Source organism: Metapseudomonas boanensis (assembly GCF_018704125.1).
In the GTDB taxonomy this organism is placed as follows: domain Bacteria; phylum Pseudomonadota; class Gammaproteobacteria; order Pseudomonadales; family Pseudomonadaceae; genus Metapseudomonas; species Metapseudomonas boanensis.
Window position 1 is genome coordinate 1 of sequence record NZ_JAGTIS010000028.1, and the last position, 19,928, is coordinate 19,928.

Below are 19,928 nucleotides of genomic sequence, written 5' to 3' on the forward strand. Positions count from 1 at the left end.
GTTCCAGACGACTTCCTGACCATTCTGCGGGATGGGGAAGGGATAGGCGGTCTGGAAGTTGGTCAGGCCATTGCCCCCTGCCACGAGCTGGGTGTTCTGGGCGTTGGAGCGCACGGCGGCGTAGACGGAATCCGGGAGTGCGACGCTGCGGTGGCTGGGGTAGACCGGCAGCCGATACGAGTCGGGATAGCGCTTGAGCATGGCCAACTGGCCGGGGCTCAGCTTGTCCTTATATTGCTCCGCGTTCTGGGCGGAGATGGTGAAGAGCGGCTGTTCATTGGCGAAGGGGTCGTCGAGAAAGCCTTGGGCGTTCTGCTTGCCACTGTTCGCGTCGAGGCCGCCGGTCCAGGCGGGGATGCTGCCGTCGGCATTGCCGGCCTGCTCCGCACCGAGCGGGGTCAGGGTCTTGCCGAGCTGAGCGGCTTGTTCCGGGGGGACGGCGGCCAGCGCCGCGCCGGCCAACAGGGAGAGGCTCAGGGTCGTGCTTTGCATCAAGAATTTCATGGTCTGCTCTCCTGCTCAGAAGGACAAGCCGACGCTGAACGCGATGAAATCGCGATCGACGTTGGTGTTGTAATCGCCGCCGAAGAAATCGGTGTACGACAGGCTGGCGTTGTAGGTATTGCGGTACTCGGCATCCACGCCCAGGCTGATGGCCTTGCTGCCTTCGTTGAAGCCGGGCTCAGGACCATAACCGTCAACATCGTGGGACCAGGCCAGGTTCGGCTTGAGGGTCACCGCCGGAATCAGGTCGGTGTATTCCCAGATCGCGCGAGCGCGATAGCCCCAGGAGGTGGTGGTGAGGAACCCCTTGTCGTTGCAGTTCTGCGGCGTGGCGGAGCTGGCGAGGCACAGGTTGTTGTCCGGGAGCAACTCGCCCTGGCCGAATACCCCATCGCGGCCGTAGCGCAGGCCGCCTCGGCCTTCCAGATCCCCGACATGCACCACGCCGATCTCGCCGACCAGGGTCAGGCGGTCGGCGCCCATGACTTGATCGAAGAAGTGCACGGCGGTGATCTGTGCCTGGGTCACGGGTTTGCGTTGATAACCCTGCACCAGCGCGTTGTTGGTGGCCTGGTACGCCCCCGAGGAGAGCAGCGGCGAGACGGCGGCGACGCCCGTGCCGGCGAGGACCTGATCGTTGCCGTTGAGTTGCAGCGGCAGGTTGGGCCGGTAGCTGATTTCCCCGGAGAGGGCGGTGCCGCTCGGCAGGGTGGTGGCGAAGCTCAGGCCATAGAGGCGGATATCCTCCGGGTAGGTCACCTGATACTGCGAGGTGCCGAGGCGATAGGCGCCGATCAACTGCTGGCCGGCGGGCGAGCCGGCGACGCCGGCACAGGCCGCCGGGTCGACGATGCCGAGGTTGGCGCAGAGCTGCGGGACGAAGGACAGGTCGGCGACGTTCGGGCTGGCGATCGAACTGACGTAGGGCTGACGACTGTGATAGTTGAGAAAGTAGGCGCCGAATTCGGTATCCAGGCTGGGCACGAACCAGCGCAGGGCGGCGCCCCACTGGCCGCCATCGCGTGCCTCGTCATCGCGGGCACGCGGCACCTCGATGCCTTCGGCGCCGAGAGTGATGCCGAAGGGGCTGAGGGCGGCCTGGGCCAGCGGATTGGCGCTGAGATTCGGGCCGACCGGCAGGGGCTGGCAGCCATCGGCGACGAAATCGCTCTGCGAGAAGAAGGTGCCGCAGTTGTCCACCACCGTCTGCTGCCAGTCGAGCTGGTAGAAGGCTTCGGCGGTCAGGTTCTCGGTCAGGTTCTGCGACAGGTAGAACATGTTGACCGGGATCAGGCCTTCCTTGATCTCGGCACCGGGGCGGCGGAAGGCGGACACGTCGATCGGGTTGATGACGTTGATCCCGCCCTGGATGAAGGTGCTCTCGCCCCAACTGACCACCTGCTTGCCCAGGCGCACGATGCCGGGCAGTTCGCCGATCACGTAGTTGTGATAGACGAAGGCATCCAGCAGTTCGGCGCCAGAAGCCTTGGCGCCTTCCTTGCGGCCGCTGTCGTCGATGTCCTTGAACAGGCGGCTCTCGTCCTTCAACTCGAAGTCGTACCAGTACTTGCCGCGCACGAAGAGCCCGGTCTCGCCGTACTTCAGCTCGAGGTCGTGGATGCCCTTGAAGATCTTCGAGAAGGTCTCGCCCTTCTTGAAGTTCAGTCGGCCGTCGTCGGTGACGCTGGCATCGCCCTTGCCGCCGTTGGTGGCGCCGACCAACTCGGGATCGGCGCCACGCAGTGCCCAGCTGGCGCCGACGCTGAGCGAGGAGTCGAACTGCCCTTCGATCTCACCGAGGTTGAAGTTCAGGCCGAACGCTGGCGTGGCCAGGCTGCCGGCCAGCGCAGTGGCCAGCGGTAGGCGGGCGCGCCGCCAGGTAAATCGCGTGTTGCTCATGTTCGCTACCTCTTGTTGTTGTTTTCACGCTGTTCGACTGGGATTTGCGGTACCGACTCCGGTGCTAAAGGAGGAACTGACGGATTTGCATAGGCTCTGCGTCGACGCTGGCAGTGCTGCCGGCTACGGCGTGGAGGTCGATGCGGTTGCTGGCAGCCACTCGACCTGGAAGCTGTAGCGCCCCAGACGAGAGGCCAAGGTTTCCCGGTTGGAGCAGCCTCGGATGCAGGCGACCAGTCCACGGCGACTGTCCTGAACGACCTCCACCGAGATGCCGGATAGCCCCAGGTGTTCGACTTCCTGCCGGACCACCCGGGCAACCTCCTGCTGCTGCAAGGCAGGCTTGAAAATCTTGCCCACGGCAGTCAGCGGCAGTGCTTCGAGTATTTCGATGCGTTTGGGCACGGCGGCCCGCTCGCTGATGTTGTGACTGGCGAACGCCTGGAGTTCTTCCACGGTGCAAGCCTGCCCCTGGCGTAGCTGGACATAGGCCACAGGGACCTCGCCCGAGTAGGCGTCCGGGCTGCCCACTGCCGCGGCCATGGCGACCGCCGGATGGGCCTGCAGGGCCTCCTCGATCTGCTTGGGATCGATGTTGTGGCCACCGCGGATGATCAGCTCCTTCTTGCGCCCGGTCAGCCAGAAGTAGCCCTGCTCGTCCTGACGCCCCAGATCACCCGTGTTCAGCCAGCGCTGACCGTTGATATCGATCCAGATGCCTCTGTTATGGCTCTCGTCCAGATACCCGTCGAACAGGTTCGGACCGCTGATGGTGATCACGCCGATCTCGTCCGCCCCTGCATCACGCACGTAGGCTCCGGCATCATCCAGCACGACGGCGCGCATATCCTGGTAGGCGATCCGTATGCCGATGGAGCCAATGTGGCGTTCGCCATGGGGAGGATTGACCGAGGAAACACAGGCGCCTTCGGTGAGGCCGTAGCCTTCGAGGATCTTCACCCCGGTCCGCTGCTCGAACTCGCGGAAGAGCTCGACCGGCATCGGTGCGGCGCCACACAACGCATAGCGCAGGCTGGACAGATCGCGGCCCGACAACTCGGTCTGCAGGAGCGCGGCATAAACGGTGGGAACGGCGGAGAAGAAGTTGATGCCGAAGTGTTCCACCATCTCTCCGAATCGGGCGATCACGCCCTCGCCACGGTAGCCTTGCGGCGTGCCGAGAATCACGTGGTCGCCGAGGGTCCAGGGCATCAGGCCCGTCACCAGTTGTCCGTTGACGTGGAACAGCGGCAAGCCGCAGAAAATGACCTGGCCATTGTTGCGCGGTGCCAGGTGGGCAGTCATGGCCCAGGCGTTGAACACTTCGGAGCCATGAGTGCGGGTGGCGATCTTGGGCAGCCCGGTGGTGCCGCCGGTGCAGAAGAACGAGGAACGCTCCTCTGGGCGGATCTGCCGGCCGCTTTTGAGGTGCGTGCCAGGCTGCGCATCCATCAGCGCGCGCAGATCATGTATCGAGGTGCCCTTGTGCAGTTCGCGCTCCTTCTCTGCCAGGGAGCGGAGGGCTTCTCCTTGAGCCTTGCCGACATAGGGCTCCATGCCGACCCAGACGATGTGCCGGACCTCAGGCAGTCGGTCCAGTTGCGAGGCCAGCTTGGGCCACAGGTCGCTACCCGGCGTCGGCGCCAGGGTCACGACCACGGATGCCTTGGCGGCCTGCAGCAGGCTGGCGATCTGCCCGGCCTCCAGCAGCGGGTTGATCGCCATGACGATACCGGCCGCCTCGCCACCCCAGATGGTGAAGTGGGTCTCCGGCAGGTTGGGCAGGATGAAGGCGATCACTTCGCCGGGCGTAATGCCCAGGTCATGGAACGCATTCGCTGCGCGGGTGATATCCGTGAAGAGCTCGGAATAGCTCCAGTCGTGGGTGTTCCTGAAGTCTGTGGCGTCGGCGAAGAAACTCAGCGCGGGCGCATCCGGGGTGCGCTCGGCGGTGCGTCTCAGTGCTTCATAGGTACTGGAAGCCAGACCACGCTCCGATAAGGGGACTTGCTCGAGTTCCCTGATGTCATTCAGGCACTGCACGGTCATCAGGCTTCCTCCACGACACGGTTACGTTGCACACCCAGGTTGACCACGCCGTCGGCACTGCTGATACGAGCCTCGACCACATCGCCAGGCTTGAGGTATTGCGACCGGCTCTCTTGGGCCTTGAGGAACATTTGCCATTTGGTGGCTTCCGGCAGCAGGGCAGCGATGCGCTGCTTGGCGGGGGACGGGATCGTCAGGGCGCAGCCCGCCGGAGTGCCGGTGGCGATCAGGTCGCCGGCGTCGAGATCTTGTACGGAGGAGAGTTCAGTCAGCGTTTCGGCGGGGCCGTAGACCAGGTTGGCCGTGCTGTCGCTCTGACGCACCTGGCCATTGACCGTCAGGCGCAGCTGCAGGGCCTTCAGGTAATGCATGTCCTTGGCATCCAGCAGGCAGAGGTAGGGGCCGACCGGGCCGAAGGTGCGGAAGCTCTTGCCCTTGTAGAACTGCATCTGGGGAATCTGGATGTCGCGGGCCGAGTAGTCGTTGACGATCACGACACCGGCGATGAACTCATGCAGGTTGGCGTCGGTAACGGCAACGGTGCCGTTGATCGCGCGCTTCATCACCAGTCCCAGCTCGATCTCGTAGTCCAGGAAGCGCACGTTGCGTGGCTTGATCAGGTCGCTGTCCGCTGCCACCAGGCAACTCGTCGCCTTGGTGAAGATCATGTTGTACTTCTTCGCGTCAGGGTCCATGCCCGACTCGATCATGTGCTGGCGGTAGTTGGCGCCCTGGCAGACGAATTGCTGATTGCGGGTCAGCGGCGACAGGAGTTTCACCGCGCCCTCATCCAACTCGGTACCTCTCACTTGAGCGAGGTCCTCGATACGGTTCTGTCGAATGAATTCACCGGTGGTTTCAAAGGTACCGGGGACGACCGTGATACGGCCCTGGCGTATCACACCCCAGTGGATACCGTTCTCATACTCAAAGCGGACTACGTGTACAGCAGACATTGAAGGCACTCCTGGAGCAGTGTCGGTCCCGCGCTCGGTGGCGCGAGGACTTTGGTGTTGTTCTGAAATTGGTCCGGCAAGGCTGTAGACCAGCGAGCCGCCAGCGATCAAAGCGCCGGCTTTGAGCACATCCCGCCGGCCTAGCCTGGTTGAATTGCCTGACATGGCGGCAGCGCTACCCGAACATCCGCATGAGCGTTATCAGCTTGCGCAGCGACAGGTCCGGGCTGTGTCGCAGGTTGCGGTACAGCGCGCGCAGACTGGCCAGGCCCAGCGTGGGCTTGATGAAACTCTTGGGCATGCGCTGCCCCCACTGCGCCATGGCCTCGGGGCTGACGAAATGGATGCCGGTGGGCTCCGTGGCGGTGAAGATGTCGCCGTCGCAGTAGTGCTCGTGCTTGTCGCCCCAGGGGTCCTGCCAGTAGTCGAAGATCTGGCTGCCCAAGGTGTGCCGGCCGATGCCCCAGGCATGACGCCAGCCCCGCTCGCGCAGCACGCGCTGCCCCATACCCACGGCATCGGCATCCACGAGCTCATAAGCGCTGTGGCTGTAGGTCGCCATGAAGCCCTGGGCGATGGCGAGGGTATGGTGATCGGCGGGAGTCTCACCCAGGTCCAGGCGCATGAAGGCGACGATGGGCGAGCCATCCGGGAGCACCTGTACATCGCTGGGAATGAACCCCAAATGCTGCGTGTACCAGGCACAGGTCGCCTGGTAGTCAGCGACTTCCACAACGACATGGCCGAGCTTGAGGACTTCCGGCGGCGCTACCGGCGGTCGCTGCGTGCTGTTGACTCGCGGATGCTCGACCAGATTCAGCAGAAGGGCGGCTCTATGCGGCAGCGGCTCACAAGGGGCCTGTCCGTAGATGGCTTCGACGATGAATCCGGAGGGGTCAACCAGCCTGACCTGTTTTCCGCCTCCCGGATGGCTGCACGCTCCGACGGAAGAGGCGCCGCTGAGCTGGCTCAGGCGGTTCAAGTCATCCAGGCTGCGAACCTCCAGCCCGAAACCGAGAAAACGCGCCTGCGCCGCGCGGTGGATGCGGTAGCAGTAGGGAGATGGAGCGGCCGTACGAAGATAGAGCGTATCGGCATCTCGATGGCTGACCGTCAGACCGAAGTCGGTCAGGAAGCGTGCCGCCTCATCGAGGTCGGGACGCTCGAAGATCAGGTGAGCAAGGCGTTGAGCCTTGGCCGTGGGGGCGGGGTGCCGGGCCGGTTGTGGTGTCGCCAGCCGGGGCATTTCAGTTCTGCTGCTCATTGTTCTTGTTGTCCGGTTTTCTGGAGCAAATAGGGACCCGCACCCCTGAATTGCAGGGGTGTTGTCGAATGGAGTCGGTTACGAGATCAGTCGAGTGGGGGGAGGGCGGGCAATTCCATTGTCGCCAACGCACGGGCCTCCTCTGGCGGTACACCCAAGGCTCGGAGCACGAACTCGGCCGTGTCAGTGCCCGATTCGCGCCATGTCTTGTGCCCTTCCAGCACCAGGAAAATCGAGCCCAGGACGCTGCTCGATATCAGTGTCATGACTGACAGCAATTGCTCCTGCTGGAACTTGTAGCGCCCACTGGCTAGTCCGCTCAGCAGATCCGTAGTCGCCTGGCTGGCGAACATCTCGCGTAACGCGGAATTGCTCATGGCGAACTTATGGATGAACGCGCCCCACTGGGAATCCTCGTGTGCACGACGGATGAAGAGTCGAATGCCATTGGCGAGGCGTTGAGCCGGATCGGAGAGGGTGCTGAAGCTTTTCTTGACGCGTTCGTGCATCTCCCCGGCGAGGTGGCTGGCGACCGCCTCGAACAGGCTCTCCATGCTCTCGACGTTGCTGTAGATGGTTCCGCGCGCGACGCCCGCCTCTTGGGCAAGGTCGAGGATGTTCACCTGGGAAGTGCCTTTGGCAGCGAACAGGCGAAAGGCGGCCTGATGAATGCGGCGCTGTGTGGGATTAAGGGCTTCCACGCTTTTTTCTCCAGGATTGTTCATGGGGTGATTGAACACGCGTGTTCTTTTGCCGTCAACATGGTTTTTCGATCAATAGTCCTTCGTGCGGCGTAGAAAATGATATAAGCGCAATTTGTCAGGGTCTTATGGGGTTTGTGCATGTTTTGTCAGGTCTGTCGAGGTGTTGTGTATTGACTTGATTGGACACGCGTGTTCAGCTTTTGGGTCTAAGGCTCACCCTTCGCAGGGGCATCAAGCCGGCCGGGTCGATGCGATCTCTACGCACGCTCACCTGCAGGCTGGCTGTACCCCGGGAAGATGAAGGCCGAACGAGTGCCATGATTGCCGGCCTGATGCGCGAGAGGGTATCGATCCATCGTGAAGGCAGGCCGGCTTCTCATCAGCTGAAGGACACTACATGACCGGCTCAACGCTCTTCGAACCGCTCCGATTGCCCAATGGTGTGGTGATTCCAAACCGGATCGCCAAGGCTGCCATGGAGGAGAACCTGGCAGATGGGGATCACGCGCCGGGAGAGGCGCTGGTCAGGCTCTACCGGCGTTGGGCGGAGGGCGGGGCCGGCCTGATCATCACCGGCAACGTCATGGTGGACCGTCATGCCCTGACCGGGCCTGCTGGCGTGGTGCTGGAGTCCGACCTGTTCCTGGGGCGCTTCGGCCTGTGGGCCGATGCCTGCCGCAGCCGCGGCGCGCAGGCCTGGATGCAGATCAACCATCCAGGCCGGCAGGTGCTGGCTGCGCTGGGGCAGCCGGCGCGGGGGCCGTCGGCGGTGGCGGTCGACATTCCCGGGCTGTCCAAGGCCTTCGCGCCGCCCAGGGCCTTGAGTGAGCATGAGATCGAGGCGCTGATCGAGCGCTATGCCCGCACGGCGGCGCTGGCCGAGCGCGCCGGATTCACCGGGGTGGAAATCCACGCCGCGCATGGCTACCTGTTCAGCCAGTTTCTCTCGCCATTGACCAACAAGCGTGCTGACGCCTGGGGCGGCAGTCTGGAGAACCGCACACGCATTCTCCTGCGAACCATAGACGCGGTGCGCCAGCGCGTGGCACCGACCTTCTGTGTGGCGGTGAAGCTCAATTCGGCGGATTTCCAGCGGGGGGGCTTCCAGGCCGAGGATGCGTTGCGTGTGGTGGAAATGCTCAACACCCTGCCTGTCGATCTGGTTGAGCTGTCCGGCGGGAGCTACGAAAGCCCGGCCATGCAGGGGCAGACCCGGGACGGCAGCCGCCTGGCCCGGGAGGCATATTTCCTCGAGTTCGCAGAACGGATAGCGGCGGTGGCGCGAATGCCCCTGATGGTCACCGGGGGGGTGCGGCGCCGAGCGGTTGCCGAGCGCGTCGTGTCTGGAGCGGTGTCGATGGTGGGGCTGGCCACCGCGCTGGCGATCGAGCCGACCCTGCCAAACCAGTGGAAGACGGGTCGAGACGCCGAAGTGGCGCCCATCGTCGTCGGCTGGAAGAACAAGGCGCTGGCATCGCTTGCCGTGGCTTCGGTGGTCAAGAAGCAGCTCGGCTTGTTGAGCCAGGGGAAACGAACACGACCCGGTACATCACCGCTGGTGGCCTTGATCGGCAACCAGCTGAAGTCTCGGCGTCAGGCGAAAAACTACAGGCAATGGATCGGCCAGGCCTAGCGGGCACCTGAAACATGCGGTTCCACCCGTTCCTACCCGCCGGGCCTGATGCGCTACCGAGCCCTCAGAGCCGGCGCACTCTTCTTCAGGAGAGAGCCATGCTCATCGACGATATCGAATACGTCATCTTCCGCCATCCCGACCTTTCCGCAGTTCGCCGGTTCATGATCGATTTCGGCCTGCTGGATCTCGCACAGCACGGGGACGCCCTCTATCTGCGTTCCTATGGCGATGCGCCGTTTTCCTACGTGACGCAACAAGGCGAGGCCGCTTTTGTCGGCATGGGTTTTCGCGCTTCCAGCCAGACCGCCCTGAACCAGCTCGCTGCCCGATTCAGCACGAGCATCGAGGACTGTCCCCACCCGGGTGGTGGCCAGTACGTCCATACGGTCGACCCGGATGGCCGGCGGCTGGAGTTCGTTTTCGGTGCCCGGCGCCTGGAGTCGCTGCCATCTGGAGGTGCGCCAATCGCCTGGAACGATGCGCATGCCAGGAACAGGCTCGGTCGCTACCAGCGCCCCGCGTACGGCCCGTCCCATGCGCAGCGGCTCGGCCATCTGGCCGTCTTCTCGCCGGCCCCGCAGCAACTGATCGAGTGGTACGGCGAGAACCTCGGCATGCAGCCGTCCGAACTGATCCATGACGGCAACGAGGCCAATGTGCTGGCCGCCTTCATGCATCTGGACAAGGGGGCGGAATGGACCGATCACCATACGCTGGCGATTGTCGGAGCGCAGGCAGCGGGCCTGGACCATGTTTCCTTCGAGTGCCGCGACTTCGACGATGTCGGCATGGGGCACATGCTGATGCAGGACAAGGGATACAAGCACCGCTGGGGCATCGGCCGTCACTTCCACGGCAGCCAGATATTCGACTACTGGACCGATCCGGCCGGCTTCCATGTCGAGCACTTCACCGACGGCGACAGGGTCAACGAGGACACCCCGACACAGCTCTGCCCGTTCGGTCGAGACACCCTGCTTCAGTGGGGGCCGCCCTTCCCGGGCTTGTGAGTCGACCGGACGAACCTTAATCGCAGGGGGGCCGGCTCGACAATCGGACGGCTTCCCGACTGCCCACTGGAACCCTGAAACCGTCCTGCTGGCGCTCCTCGAATCCCACTCACCGGTGGCAACCCGAATGAAAAAACTACTTCTAAAAACAATATTGTTTGCCCTGCCGAAGGTGCTCGGCCTCACTGCCCGCCAACATCCGCAATTCCGCGCCCGGCTCAAGCAGAGGAATTGCACCGCCTACATCGGCTTGCAGGACGGCAGTATCGGCCGCTTCCTGGAAATCCGCGGAGGCAAGGTGTCGTCGCGTGCAGGCACAGCAGCCCAGGCCGATGTCAGCATGCTGTTCAAGGACTTGCCCACGGCGCTGAAATTCCTCTCGCCCAACCCGGATATGGGCGAGATCGTTCATGCCGCCAAGAACTTCAAGGTCGTCGCCAAGGGCCCGGACCCTCTGGTGGTGTGGTTCACCCAGACGCTCAATCTGAGCCAGACGGTCGGCCTGGAGATGGGCAGGCCGATGCGCGATGGCACCCGGCGCTACACCACCTGCACCAACGGCGGTCCGCTGTTCATCTATGTGAAGGGCGGACGCATCCAGCGCGTCACGCCGCTGGAGCTGGATGAGAAGGACGCCCCGAGCTGGGAGTTGCAGGCGCGCGGCAAGACCTTCCGTCCCAAGCGCCGTGCCCTGGTGGCGCCCCACGCCCTGTCGCTCAAATCCCTGGTTTACTCGGACAAGCGCATTCTGCACCCGATGAAGCGGGTCGATTTCGACCCGGACGGTGAGCGCAACCCGCAGAACCGCGGCAAATCAGGCTATGTGCGCATCAGCTGGGACGAAGCGCTTGGCATCGTCGCCAAGGAAATCAACCGGCAGAAGCGCGTCCACGGCCCTGGCTCGATCACTTTCCCGATGTCGTCCCACCACCAGTGGGGCAATGTCGGCTATTACCTCAGTTCGCTGATGCGCTTCGCCAACCTGGTCGGTTTCACCCGCGTCGCTGCCAACCCGGACAGCTGGGAGGGCTGGTACTGGGGCGCCATGCACCATTTCGGCAACTCCATGCGTGTCGGCGTGCCGGCCGGCTATGGCGCGGTCGAGGACTGCCTGAAGGAAGCTGAAATGATGGTCTTCTGGTCCTGCGATCCGGAGAGCACCAACGGCGCCTATGCCGGCTTCGAGGGCACGACCCGCCGCCTGTGGGCCAAGGAGCTGGGCATCGAGTTCGTCCATATCGATCCGCACAACAATCCCACCGCGCAGCTCCTCGGCGGGCGCTGGATTCCGATCCGCCCGCAGACCGATGCCGCCCTGGCCACGGCCATCATGTACGTGTGGGCCGTCGAAGGTCTGTACGATAAGGATTACGTCGCGAAACGCACCACCGGCTTCGACGAATGGAAGCGCTACCTGCTGGGCGAGACCGACGGCATCGCCAAGACCCCCGAGTGGCAGGAAGGCGAAACCGGCGTGCCGGCCAAGGACGTGCGTGCCCTCGCCCGCAAGTGGGGGAACCGGAAAGTCTATCTGGCGACCGGCATGACCGGGGCCGGCTTCGGCGGCGCCGGTCGCGGTGCGACCGGGCAGCAGTGGGCGCGCTGCATGATCATGATGATGGCCATGCAGGGCTGGGGAAAACCGGGCGTCAATTTCGGTTGCCTGCAGATCGGCTCGCCGGTGGACCATCATTTCTACTTCCCCGGTTATGCCGACGGCGGCATCTCCGGCGAACTGATGTGGACCGGCAACGCGGTAAACAACTACCAGCGCATGCCCCACATCCTGACCATGAACCCGGTCAAGCAACTGGTGCCGCGGCAGCAGTTGCCTGACGCCATCATCAATGGCCATGCCACGGGCTATCTGTGGGACGGCATGTCTCAGGAGGCGCAGTTCGCCCCCTTCACCTATCCGATGGCGGGCTATTCGCCCATCCACATGATCTACCGCTACGGCGGCTCGTCGTTCAGCACCGTGACGAAATCCGGCCGCTGGGTCGAAGCCTATCGCCATGACAGCATCGAGTTCGTGGTCAACCAGTCGATCTGGATGGAGGGCGAGGCCCAGTTCGCCGACATCATCCTGCCGGCCTGCACCCAGCTCGAACGCTGGGACATCGGCGAATGGTGCAATTCGGGCGGTTATGCCCACCATGGCTACACCCTGGTCAATCACCGCCTCGTGACGCTGCAGCATAAGTGCATCGAACCGCTCGGCGAGTCGCGTTCGGACTACGACATTTTCGCGGCCATTCTCGAGCGCCTGGGCTTGGGTGGGGTGTTCACCGAAGGTTGCAGCGAGCTCGATTGGGTCAAGCGGGTGTTCGACTCGTCCGACCTGCCGGATCACATTTCCTGGCGCGAGTTCTGCCGCAAGGGCTACTACGTCGTGCCGCCGGAAAGGCCCGAGCTGCGACCGCCGGTGGACATGCGCTGGTTCGCCGAAGGCCGTCAGAAGGATCTGCCGGAGCCGTTTCCGCTGCCGTCGCAGTGGGCAGAAGAGTTCGGCAAGGGCCTGCAGACGCCCAGCGGCAAGCTGGAGTTCGTTCCCGAAACGCTCAAACGCCACACCAGGGACAATCCCGATCGGCCGGCGCTCAACCGCTACATCGCCTCCTGGGAAGGCCTGGGGACGACCGAGCTGGTCGGCAAGTATCCGCTGCAGATGATCGCGACCCATTCGCGCTACAGCTTCCACACCTCCAGCGATGGTAAGAACGGCGTGACCAGTCGAGTGGCGGATCATCGTGCCCGCATCCATGGCCACGATTTCTGGCTCTTGCGCATCAGCCCTGGCGACGCGGCTGCCCGAGGCATCGCCCATCGTGACCTGGTCAAGATCTACAACGACCGCGGGGCTGTGATCTGCGCTGCCGACGTGTCGGCCCTGGTGGTGCCGGGGGTGGTCAAGTCCTATGAAGCGAGCGCCGAGTTCCAGATGCTGGAAGTGGCCGGCGAAACGGTGGAAATCGGCGGTTGCCTGAACATCCTCACCCCGGACCGGCCGCAAACCCAGGGTACCAGCAGCATGAGCCCGAACTCCTGCCTGGTGCAGATCGAAAAATGGCAAGGCGCCGAGGCGTTCAAGCACCTGCGCGCCGTGGTGGGAGTCACACATGAGTAAGTGGAACCTGATCATCAACGTGGGGCGTTGCGAGAACTGCTACAACTGCGTGCTCGCCGAGCGGGACGAACACGTTGGCAACGACTATCCGGGCTATGCGGCCCCGGCTTCCCTCGCCGACGAGGCACCGATCCGCATCCTGCGGCGAGTGCAGGGGGCGGCGCCGATGGTGGAGACGACCTACCTGCCGGTGATGTGCAACCACTGCGACGATGCGCCGTGCATGAAGGTCGGCGGCGACGCGATCAGCAAGCGTGCCGATGGCATCGTCGTGATCGATCCTGTGAAGGCCAAGGGGCGCAAGGACATCGTCCGCTCCTGTCCCTACAGGGCCATCGTCTGGAACGAGGAGCAGCAGCTGCCGCAGACCTGGATCTTCGACGCCCATCTGCTCGACGACGGCTGGAAAGGCCCGCGTTGCCAGCAAGTGTGTCCGACGGACGTGTTCGAGGCGGTGAAGCTGGACGACGTAGCGATGCAGCGGAAGGCTCGCCAGGAAGGCTTGCAAGTACTGCTGCCCAAATTGAAGGCCAAACCCAGAGTCTATTACCGGGGCCTGGAGCGCTGGGACACGTGCTTCATCGGCGGCAGCCTCAGCGCCAGCGTTGACGGTGTGGTCGATTGCGTCGCCGGTGCCGAAATCACGCTTCTGCAGAACGGGAAACCCATCGCGGTCACCCACAGCGATGCCTTTGGCGACTTCCGCTTTGGCGGCCTGGCCAAGAAAAGCGGCGGCTATCGCATTGAAGTCCGCCACGGCCTGGGCGAGGCGCAGCGCGACTGCGACATCGACGAAAGCCTCTATCTCGGCGAGATCCGGCTGGTGAGCAGCCATCAGGAATGCATTGAGGAGCAAACCGTATGAATCACACCCAGGAACTGAGCGTGCCGCCGGAATATCCCGAAAGCGCGGCGCCCGCCCACGTCAAGAAACTGGTCCGGCCGAAGGCCTGGCAGAAGGCTACGCAGCTGGCCTTCCTGCGTTTCGAAAAGAAGGATCTCGCCGAGGCTGAACGCTTCTGGAACGATTTCGGCTTGGTGACGGTGTCGTGCACCGCGGAGCAACTGGTACTGCGCGGTGCCGGGACGGCGCCGGCCATCCTGGTCGCTACCAAGGCCGAGACCTCGCGCTTCGTCGGCTCGGTCTTCGTGGTCCCGGCCGATACCGATTTCGCGCGGCTGGAACGCGAAAGCAATGCCAAGCCGCTGTCGCCGGAGCGCATTCCTGGCGGCGGGCGCGGCGTCACGCTCAATGACCCGGATGGTACTGAGCTGTGGTTGATCACCGACTGGGGTTCGGTGCCGGCATTGCCGACCCGGCCGCCGATCCATCGGGAAATGAACGTACTGGGCGAGATCCAGCGGGTGAACCGCACGGTCCGTTCGCCCATCGAGCCGGCGCTGGTCGGTCGTCTGGGGCACGTTGTCTACCAGACCAGCAACTTCGAGGTGATGTCCGAGTGGTACATGCGCCACCTCGGCCTCATTCCGACGGACGTGCAGTACCTGGAGGACGGCTCGCCGCTGGTCACGTTCTTCCGTCTGGACCTTGGCGACCAGCCAGCGGATCACCATACCTTCGTCATGGCGAGCGCTCTGCAGCCGCGTTACGAACACAGCGCCTGGGAAGTGATCGACCTCGACGCCCTGGGGCAGGGGCAGCAAGTCATGCATGCCCGTGGCCACAAGCACTTCTGGGGCATCGGCCGGCACCTGCTCGGCAGCCAGCTCTTCGACTACTGGAAAGACGCAGACGGCTTCGACTTCGAGCACTACACCGATGGCGACGTATTCACCGCCGACCACGAGACGCGCTACGTGCCGTTCTCGACGGGCAGCATCTGGGCCTGGGGGGACGACGCGCCCAAGGCGATCTTCCCGGCCAAGTCGCTTGGCCTGGTCTGGCGCGCATTGAAACTGATCCGCCAGGGGCGCCTGAGCCTGGCCAAGCTACGGATCATCGGCAAGACGCTCGATACCCCGGCGCGTCCCTGGCTCTGAAATCGACACAGTAGGACTTGAACCATGGCTATCACCCTTATTCGCTTCATCCCCGCCAACGCACCGGCCGACGCCGAGCCCAAGTGGGGCGTCGTGTTCGGCGATAAGATCGCGCCGCTGGATGGCACTTACGTGACCACCGCCGACCTGATCCGTGACGGGCGCGAGGCTGCCCGTCAGCTTACGCCAGTCCAGGCCACGCTCGAGCTGGGCAGCGTCCGCATCCTGCCGCCGGTCACCTCGAACCAGCAGTTCATCTGCCAGGGCGTCAATTACGAGAGCCATGTGCGGGAGTCTGGCCTTGATCCGAGGAACTTCCCGTTCAATACGATCTTCACCAAAGCGCCGTCCTGCATCAGTGGTCCGTACGACGACGTAGTGCGCCCCGCCCACGTGAAACTGCTGGACTACGAGATTGAGCTGGGCCTGGTCCTCGGGCGCGATCTGGTTCCCGGTGAGGTTGTCACGCCGGACAAGCTTCACGAGGTCCTGGCCGGCGTGACCATCGTCAACGACGTCTCGGCCCGCGATGTCCAACTGCCTCAGGGCCAGTTCTACAAGGGCAAGAGCTACCAGACCTTTGGTCCGGTCGGCCCGGTGCTGCTCTTGCTCGAACCCGAGGAGTGGCAGCGCTGGCGCGAACTGAAGATGACCCTGACGGTCAATGGCGTCGCCCGGCAGCAGGCCTACTGCGGCGAAATGCTGTTCAAGCCGCATCAGACGCTGACCGAACTCGCCTCGCTGCACGGCATGCACGTCGGTGACCTGGTGGCGACCGGGACTCCGGCCGGTTGCGCCGCAAAGGCGCCCGGCAAACTGGTCATGTTCATTCTCAAACACTTCATGTCCGATGCCGGGAAATGGAAGGCCTTCATCGCCAAGGCCAAGAAGAACCCGCTCTACCTGAAGCCCAGCGATGTCATGGCCCTGAGCATCCGTACCGACGACGGCGCGCTGGATCTCGGCCAGCAGCGCACACGGGTGGTGTCGGCATGACAGTGGCCGAACGGCCGCTTTGCCTGCGCCCGGCCGCCTCCAATCCAGTGTGATGGATAGCATTCTGCAGGATGGCTTCGGTCGCAGCATCGATTACCTTCGCATGTCGGTGACTGATCGCTGCGACTTCCGCTGTGTCTACTGCATGGCCGAGGACATGACTTTCCTACCGCGTCAGCAGGTACTCGGCCTGGAGGAGTTATATCGCCTGGCGGCGCTGTTCGTGCGCAACGGGGTGAAGAAGATCCGCCTCACCGGCGGCGAGCCGCTGGTGCGCAAGGGCATCGTCCAGCTGTGCGCGCAGATCGCCGCCTTGCCAGGGCTGCGCGAACTGGTGATGACCAGCAACGGCTCGCAGCTGGCCAAGCTGGCGCAACCGCTGGCCGACGCCGGGGTCAAGCGCCTCAATATCAGCCTGGACAGCCTTGATGCACAGCGCTTTCGGGCGATTACCCGTACCGGCGACTTGGCCCCGGTGCTGGCCGGCATCGACGTGGCGAGCGCCGCCGGCTTTGCCCGGATCAAGCTCAATACCGTGGTGATGCAGGGGCGCAATGCCGACGAGGTTCTCGACCTGGTCGACTATGCGGTGAACCGCGGCCTGGACATAAGCTTTATCGAGGAAATGCCGCTGGGTGAGGTGGGTCGCTCGCGTGGCGAAAGCTATTGCTCCAGCGACTGGGTGCGAGAGCGTATCGCCGAGCGCTACAGCCTGCTCGATAGTGCCGAGCAGAGCGGCGGACCGGCGCGCTATGTGCGCGTCAGGGATTTCCCTGCAAGCCGTATCGGCTTTATCTCACCGCACAGCCACAACTTCTGCGGCACCTGCAACCGCGTGCGCCTGACCGTAGAAGGGCGCCTGTTGCTGTGCCTCGGGCACGAAAACTCCATCGACCTGCGCGCCTTGCTGCGCCGCCATCCGCAAAGCGATGCGCCCCTGTTGCAGGCGATCCACGTCGGCCTGGCGCGCAAACCGTTGCGCCACGAATTCAACGTTGCCGGCGAGGTGCAGGTGCTACGCTTCATGAACGCCAGCGGTGGTTGACCCTCTTGAAAAAATGCAGCAAGCGCAGCTACCTCCCAAGAAATGGTCGTCCATTCGTTCTGCCATACCAAAGGGGCAAGCATGTTCAAACCAGGCCATCTGCATCTCACCACTCCACTCGACAGGCCGCACCTACCGAAGTTCGACATCGACGTGCTCTACGAGGTCCGCCGCGACCCGGTCGAAGGCGTACTGATGCATTTCAAGGTGGTCGGCACCATCGGTGGGCGCGAGTTCTGCGAAGAATTCGATCTGCATCGCGATACCGCCTTCAACTTTGCCAGCCCGATAACCAGGGCATTGGTCAAACACGGCCTGCCACTCAACGCCGGCCCGATCATGCCCGAGCATGCCGATTACGACGCCATGTTCGAGGACATCCGCCTGCAACTAGGTGGGCAATCGGGCGAGCCCGTCGACTTCGATCACCTCGACAAGGATGGCCTGTGAATCCCATGGTAGTTGGCAGGTGCAGCCACTGTTGACGCTTTTCACCTCGCGCCTGCCCAGAAGCAGGTGCCCATCGTGGGAAGGGGGCATGCACTCCAGCGCGGCCAACCGACTTCATGTCAAAAGGCCCTGTAGCGTCTGCTCGTTGTAGGGCGAAGGCAGGGCCACGGTCGTGCCGGACACTATCCTGTCGAGATCAATCCCTTCTTCCTCGAAGGTTAAGGCGAACTCATGATTTCCTTCGCACAAGTCGTCAAGCACATGGCTGGCCAATCTCGAACGCATAACCGGATCGCCTGGGATGAGGCGCAGCAGTGCGTTGTCCCATTCGTAATCATCGGCTGCGTGCTGCACATTGGTAACCGAATCATTCGCTATTCCCTGCAACTGATCCAGCCGAAAGGTGGCGTGTGGACCCGCATCTGAAGACTTCGAGGGCCGCTCACACCGGCACCGCGCCACTTCGCCTCGAAATCGTATCGGGGCTTACGGCTGCAGCAGTCGTACTGCCCAAAGCAATGGCCTACGCGACTGTCGCGGGTCTACCGGTTGCCGTCGGTCTGTATACCGCCTTCGTTCCGATGCTGATTTACGCACTCCTAGGGACATCCCGAGTACTCAGTGTTAGCTCCACTGCGACACTGGCGATCCTGACCGGGGCGCAGATCGGTTCGGCTGCACCGGACGGCGACCCAGGGAAGCTGATCACGGCAACTGCAACGCTAACTGCACTGGTTGGCACGATGCTGCTCCTGGCCCGACTAATACGCCTGGGGTTTCTCGCGAACTTCATTTCAACCCCGGTGTTGAGCGGCTTCAAGGCGGGGGTCGGCCTGGTCATCGTGCTGGACCAGGTGCCCAAACTCTTGGGCATCCACATCGTCAACCAAAGTTTTTTTGCCGACTTCCTCAACATTGTGCATCACGCGCCAGAGAGTTCCCTGATCACGCTGGTGGTTTCTGCCGCGGCGCTCCTGATGCTCATCGTCATGGAGCGTCTATGGGCCCATTCGCCAGCACCGTTGCTTGTGGTTGGTGGCAGCATCCTCGCTTCATGGTTCTTCAGCCTGCAGGCTCAGGGGGCTTCGACGGTCGGTGTGATTCCACAAGGGTTGCCTGCTTTGGTGTTGCCCGATCTCGCGTTGATCGAGCAGATGGTGCCGGGTGCGCTCGGGATCGCGCTGATGAGTTTTACCGAAACGATTGCGGCAGGGCGCGCCTTTGTCCGAACAGTCGATCCTCCCATCAATGCAGACCGCGAGTTGATCGCCACCGGTCTCGGTAACCTCGGGGGGGCATTTCTCGGCGCGATGCCGGCTGGTGGTGGCACCTCCCAGACGGCTGTTGTACGCGCCACTGGCGGGCAGTCTCAGGTGGTTTCGGTTGTCACTGCCGGCGTAGCTTTTGCCACTATGCTGCTGCTCTCCGGGCTGCTCGGGTTCCTGCCGCATGCCACGCTGGCCGCTATCGTCATCTACTTCTCGGTCGGGCTGATCCAGCCACGGGAGTTCCTGGCCATTCGCAAGGTGCGCCCCATGGAGTTCTACTGGGCGCTCGTAGCTGCGATCGGGGTATTGCTGCTTGGCACGCTACAGGGGATCACGGTGGCGATCGTCGTATCCTTGGTTAGCCTGGCCTACCAGATCGCTCGTCCGCGCGTGTATGTCCTCGGGCGCAAGCGTGGTACCGACGTGTTACGCCCTTTGTCAGAAGAACACCCCGATGACGAGACTTTCGAGGGGCTACTGATGGTGCGGCCGGAGGGGCACCTATTCTTCCTCAATGCGGACTATGTAAAGGAGCAAATCATTGCGCTGGAGGCGCGGTATCAGCCGCGCGTGGTTGTCTGGGACATGAGTGCAGTGCCCGACATCGAATACTCGGCACTGCAGGCGCTGATAGAGGGCGAGAAACACTTGGCCGCGCTAGGTACCAGTCTCTGGCTGGCTGGGTTGAATCCTGGCGTACTGGAGATGGTGCGACGTGCTGGCTTCGACGAGAAGCTCGGGCGTGCACGCATGCTGTTCAATGCCCATGCTGCGATCGAGCTCTATCAAGCACAGGAGCCGTCCCGGGAGGGTTCAGCGCGGTAGCTCATTCATTGGGCACGGCATTCCCTCTAGAGGCGAGCCTCGTGCAGGTTATCCCAGCCAATTGCGGCGGAGCGATTGGCAATGGCTGCGAGGGCCTCGAAGGTGCCACGGCTGCACCGATTAGCCAGATCATGTTTTCGTTGTGTTCTTCAGCGATGGTCACTGCTCCGCGGGTGGCCTCAGGCTTGATAAAC

At 63.2% G+C, this 19,928-nt stretch carries 16 protein-coding genes; 10 read left to right on the forward strand and 6 right to left on the reverse strand.

From position 1 onward, the window contains the following. The 6 genes from J7302_RS25250 to J7302_RS25275 form a co-directional block, all read right to left on the reverse strand. The coding region (locus tag J7302_RS25250; RefSeq protein ID WP_251702266.1) for a DUF1329 domain-containing protein at positions 1-504 on the reverse strand (504 nt) is incomplete at its 3' end. A 15-nt stretch (positions 505-519) separates the two neighbouring features. Then, positions 520-2,403, reverse strand: a complete 1,884-nt coding sequence (locus tag J7302_RS25255) for a DUF1302 domain-containing protein (protein WP_215381340.1) — start codon at positions 2,401-2,403, stop codon at positions 520-522. A 123-nt stretch (positions 2,404-2,526) separates the two neighbouring features. After that, the gene (locus J7302_RS25260; protein WP_215381342.1) at positions 2,527-4,452 is read right to left on the reverse strand and encodes an acyl-CoA synthetase; all 1,926 of its coding nucleotides are present in this window, start codon (positions 4,450-4,452) and stop codon (positions 2,527-2,529) included. After that, the gene (locus J7302_RS25265; RefSeq protein ID WP_215381345.1) at positions 4,452-5,408 is read right to left on the reverse strand and encodes a fumarylacetoacetate hydrolase family protein; all 957 of its coding nucleotides are present in this window, start codon (positions 5,406-5,408) and stop codon (positions 4,452-4,454) included. Before J7302_RS25265 ends, J7302_RS25260 begins: the two co-directional genes overlap by 1 nt. Before the next feature lie 175 nt (positions 5,409-5,583). After that, the gene (locus tag J7302_RS25270; RefSeq protein ID WP_215381347.1) at positions 5,584-6,672 is read right to left on the reverse strand and encodes a VOC family protein; all 1,089 of its coding nucleotides are present in this window, start codon (positions 6,670-6,672) and stop codon (positions 5,584-5,586) included. Between the two features lie 86 nt (positions 6,673-6,758). Next, a complete protein-coding gene (locus tag J7302_RS25275; RefSeq protein WP_215381349.1) occupies positions 6,759-7,373 on the reverse strand; it encodes a TetR/AcrR family transcriptional regulator in 615 nt (204 codons plus the stop codon). Positions 7,374-7,773: 400 nt separating this feature from the next. Between J7302_RS25275 and J7302_RS25280 the strand changes: the two genes are divergently transcribed. The 10 genes from J7302_RS25280 to J7302_RS25325 all read left to right on the forward strand — a co-directional run bounded on the left by J7302_RS25280 (position 7,774) and on the right by J7302_RS25325 (position 19,734). Beyond that, positions 7,774-9,009, forward strand: a complete 1,236-nt coding sequence (locus J7302_RS25280) for an NADH:flavin oxidoreductase/NADH oxidase family protein (protein WP_215381351.1) — start codon at positions 7,774-7,776, stop codon at positions 9,007-9,009. Positions 9,010-9,107: 98 nt separating this feature from the next. Continuing rightward, entirely contained in the window at positions 9,108-10,022 is a 915-nt protein-coding gene (locus J7302_RS25285) for a VOC family protein (protein ID WP_215381353.1), read from the forward strand. A 127-nt stretch (positions 10,023-10,149) separates the two neighbouring features. After that, on the forward strand, positions 10,150-13,149 hold the full coding sequence (locus J7302_RS25290; protein ID WP_215381356.1) for a molybdopterin-dependent oxidoreductase: 3,000 nt from the start codon (positions 10,150-10,152) through the stop codon (positions 13,147-13,149). Next, positions 13,142-14,014: a 4Fe-4S dicluster domain-containing protein gene (locus tag J7302_RS25295; protein ID WP_215381359.1), complete on the forward strand. Its 873-nt coding sequence runs from the start codon at positions 13,142-13,144 to the stop codon at positions 14,012-14,014. The genes J7302_RS25290 and J7302_RS25295 overlap by 8 nt, the downstream gene beginning before the upstream one ends. Next, positions 14,011-15,150: a VOC family protein gene (locus tag J7302_RS25300; RefSeq protein WP_215381363.1), complete on the forward strand. Its 1,140-nt coding sequence runs from the start codon at positions 14,011-14,013 to the stop codon at positions 15,148-15,150. Before J7302_RS25295 ends, J7302_RS25300 begins: the two co-directional genes overlap by 4 nt. 24 nt (positions 15,151-15,174) lie before the next feature. After that, a complete protein-coding gene (locus J7302_RS25305) occupies positions 15,175-16,146 on the forward strand; it encodes a fumarylacetoacetate hydrolase family protein (protein ID WP_215381366.1) in 972 nt (323 codons plus the stop codon). 52 nt (positions 16,147-16,198) lie between these two features. Further along, the gene (moaA, locus tag J7302_RS25310; RefSeq protein WP_215381368.1) at positions 16,199-17,191 is read left to right on the forward strand and encodes a GTP 3',8-cyclase MoaA; all 993 of its coding nucleotides are present in this window, start codon (positions 16,199-16,201) and stop codon (positions 17,189-17,191) included. A gap of 81 nt (positions 17,192-17,272) precedes the next feature. Next, positions 17,273-17,641, forward strand: coding sequence for a DUF5064 family protein (locus J7302_RS25315; protein WP_215381370.1), 369 nt, complete (start codon positions 17,273-17,275; stop codon positions 17,639-17,641). Positions 17,642-17,872: 231 nt separating this feature from the next. After that, positions 17,873-18,067, forward strand: coding sequence for a hypothetical protein (locus J7302_RS25320; RefSeq protein ID WP_215381372.1), 195 nt, complete (start codon positions 17,873-17,875; stop codon positions 18,065-18,067). Beyond that, complete coding sequence (locus tag J7302_RS25325) at positions 18,052-19,734, forward strand: SulP family inorganic anion transporter (protein ID WP_215381374.1); 1,683 nt, start codon at positions 18,052-18,054, stop codon at positions 19,732-19,734. Before J7302_RS25320 ends, J7302_RS25325 begins: the two co-directional genes overlap by 16 nt. Positions 19,735-19,928: the final 194 nt, after the last annotated feature.

Bases quoted from the DNA above. Each gene is read 5' to 3' on its own strand.
- J7302_RS25255 (WP_215381340.1), bottom strand. From the start codon at position 2,403: ATGAGCAACACGCGATTTACCTGGCGGCGCGCCCGCCTACCGCTGGCC.
- J7302_RS25260 (WP_215381342.1), bottom strand. From the start codon at position 4,452: ATGACCGTGCAGTGCCTGAATGACATCAGGGAACTCGAGCAAGTCCCC.
- J7302_RS25265 (WP_215381345.1), bottom strand. From the start codon at position 5,408: ATGTCTGCTGTACACGTAGTCCGCTTTGAGTATGAGAACGGTATCCAC.
- J7302_RS25270 (WP_215381347.1), bottom strand. From the start codon at position 6,672: ATGAGCAGCAGAACTGAAATGCCCCGGCTGGCGACACCACAACCGGCC.
- J7302_RS25280 (WP_215381351.1), top strand. From the start codon at position 7,774: ATGACCGGCTCAACGCTCTTCGAACCGCTCCGATTGCCCAATGGTGTG.
- J7302_RS25285 (WP_215381353.1), top strand. From the start codon at position 9,108: ATGCTCATCGACGATATCGAATACGTCATCTTCCGCCATCCCGACCTT.
- J7302_RS25290 (WP_215381356.1), top strand. From the start codon at position 10,150: ATGAAAAAACTACTTCTAAAAACAATATTGTTTGCCCTGCCGAAGGTG.
- J7302_RS25295 (WP_215381359.1), top strand. From the start codon at position 13,142: ATGAGTAAGTGGAACCTGATCATCAACGTGGGGCGTTGCGAGAACTGC.
- J7302_RS25300 (WP_215381363.1), top strand. From the start codon at position 14,011: ATGAATCACACCCAGGAACTGAGCGTGCCGCCGGAATATCCCGAAAGC.
- J7302_RS25305 (WP_215381366.1), top strand. From the start codon at position 15,175: ATGGCTATCACCCTTATTCGCTTCATCCCCGCCAACGCACCGGCCGAC.
- moaA (WP_215381368.1), top strand. From the start codon at position 16,199: ATGGATAGCATTCTGCAGGATGGCTTCGGTCGCAGCATCGATTACCTT.
- J7302_RS25315 (WP_215381370.1), top strand. From the start codon at position 17,273: ATGTTCAAACCAGGCCATCTGCATCTCACCACTCCACTCGACAGGCCG.
- J7302_RS25320 (WP_215381372.1), top strand. From the start codon at position 17,873: ATGATTTCCTTCGCACAAGTCGTCAAGCACATGGCTGGCCAATCTCGA.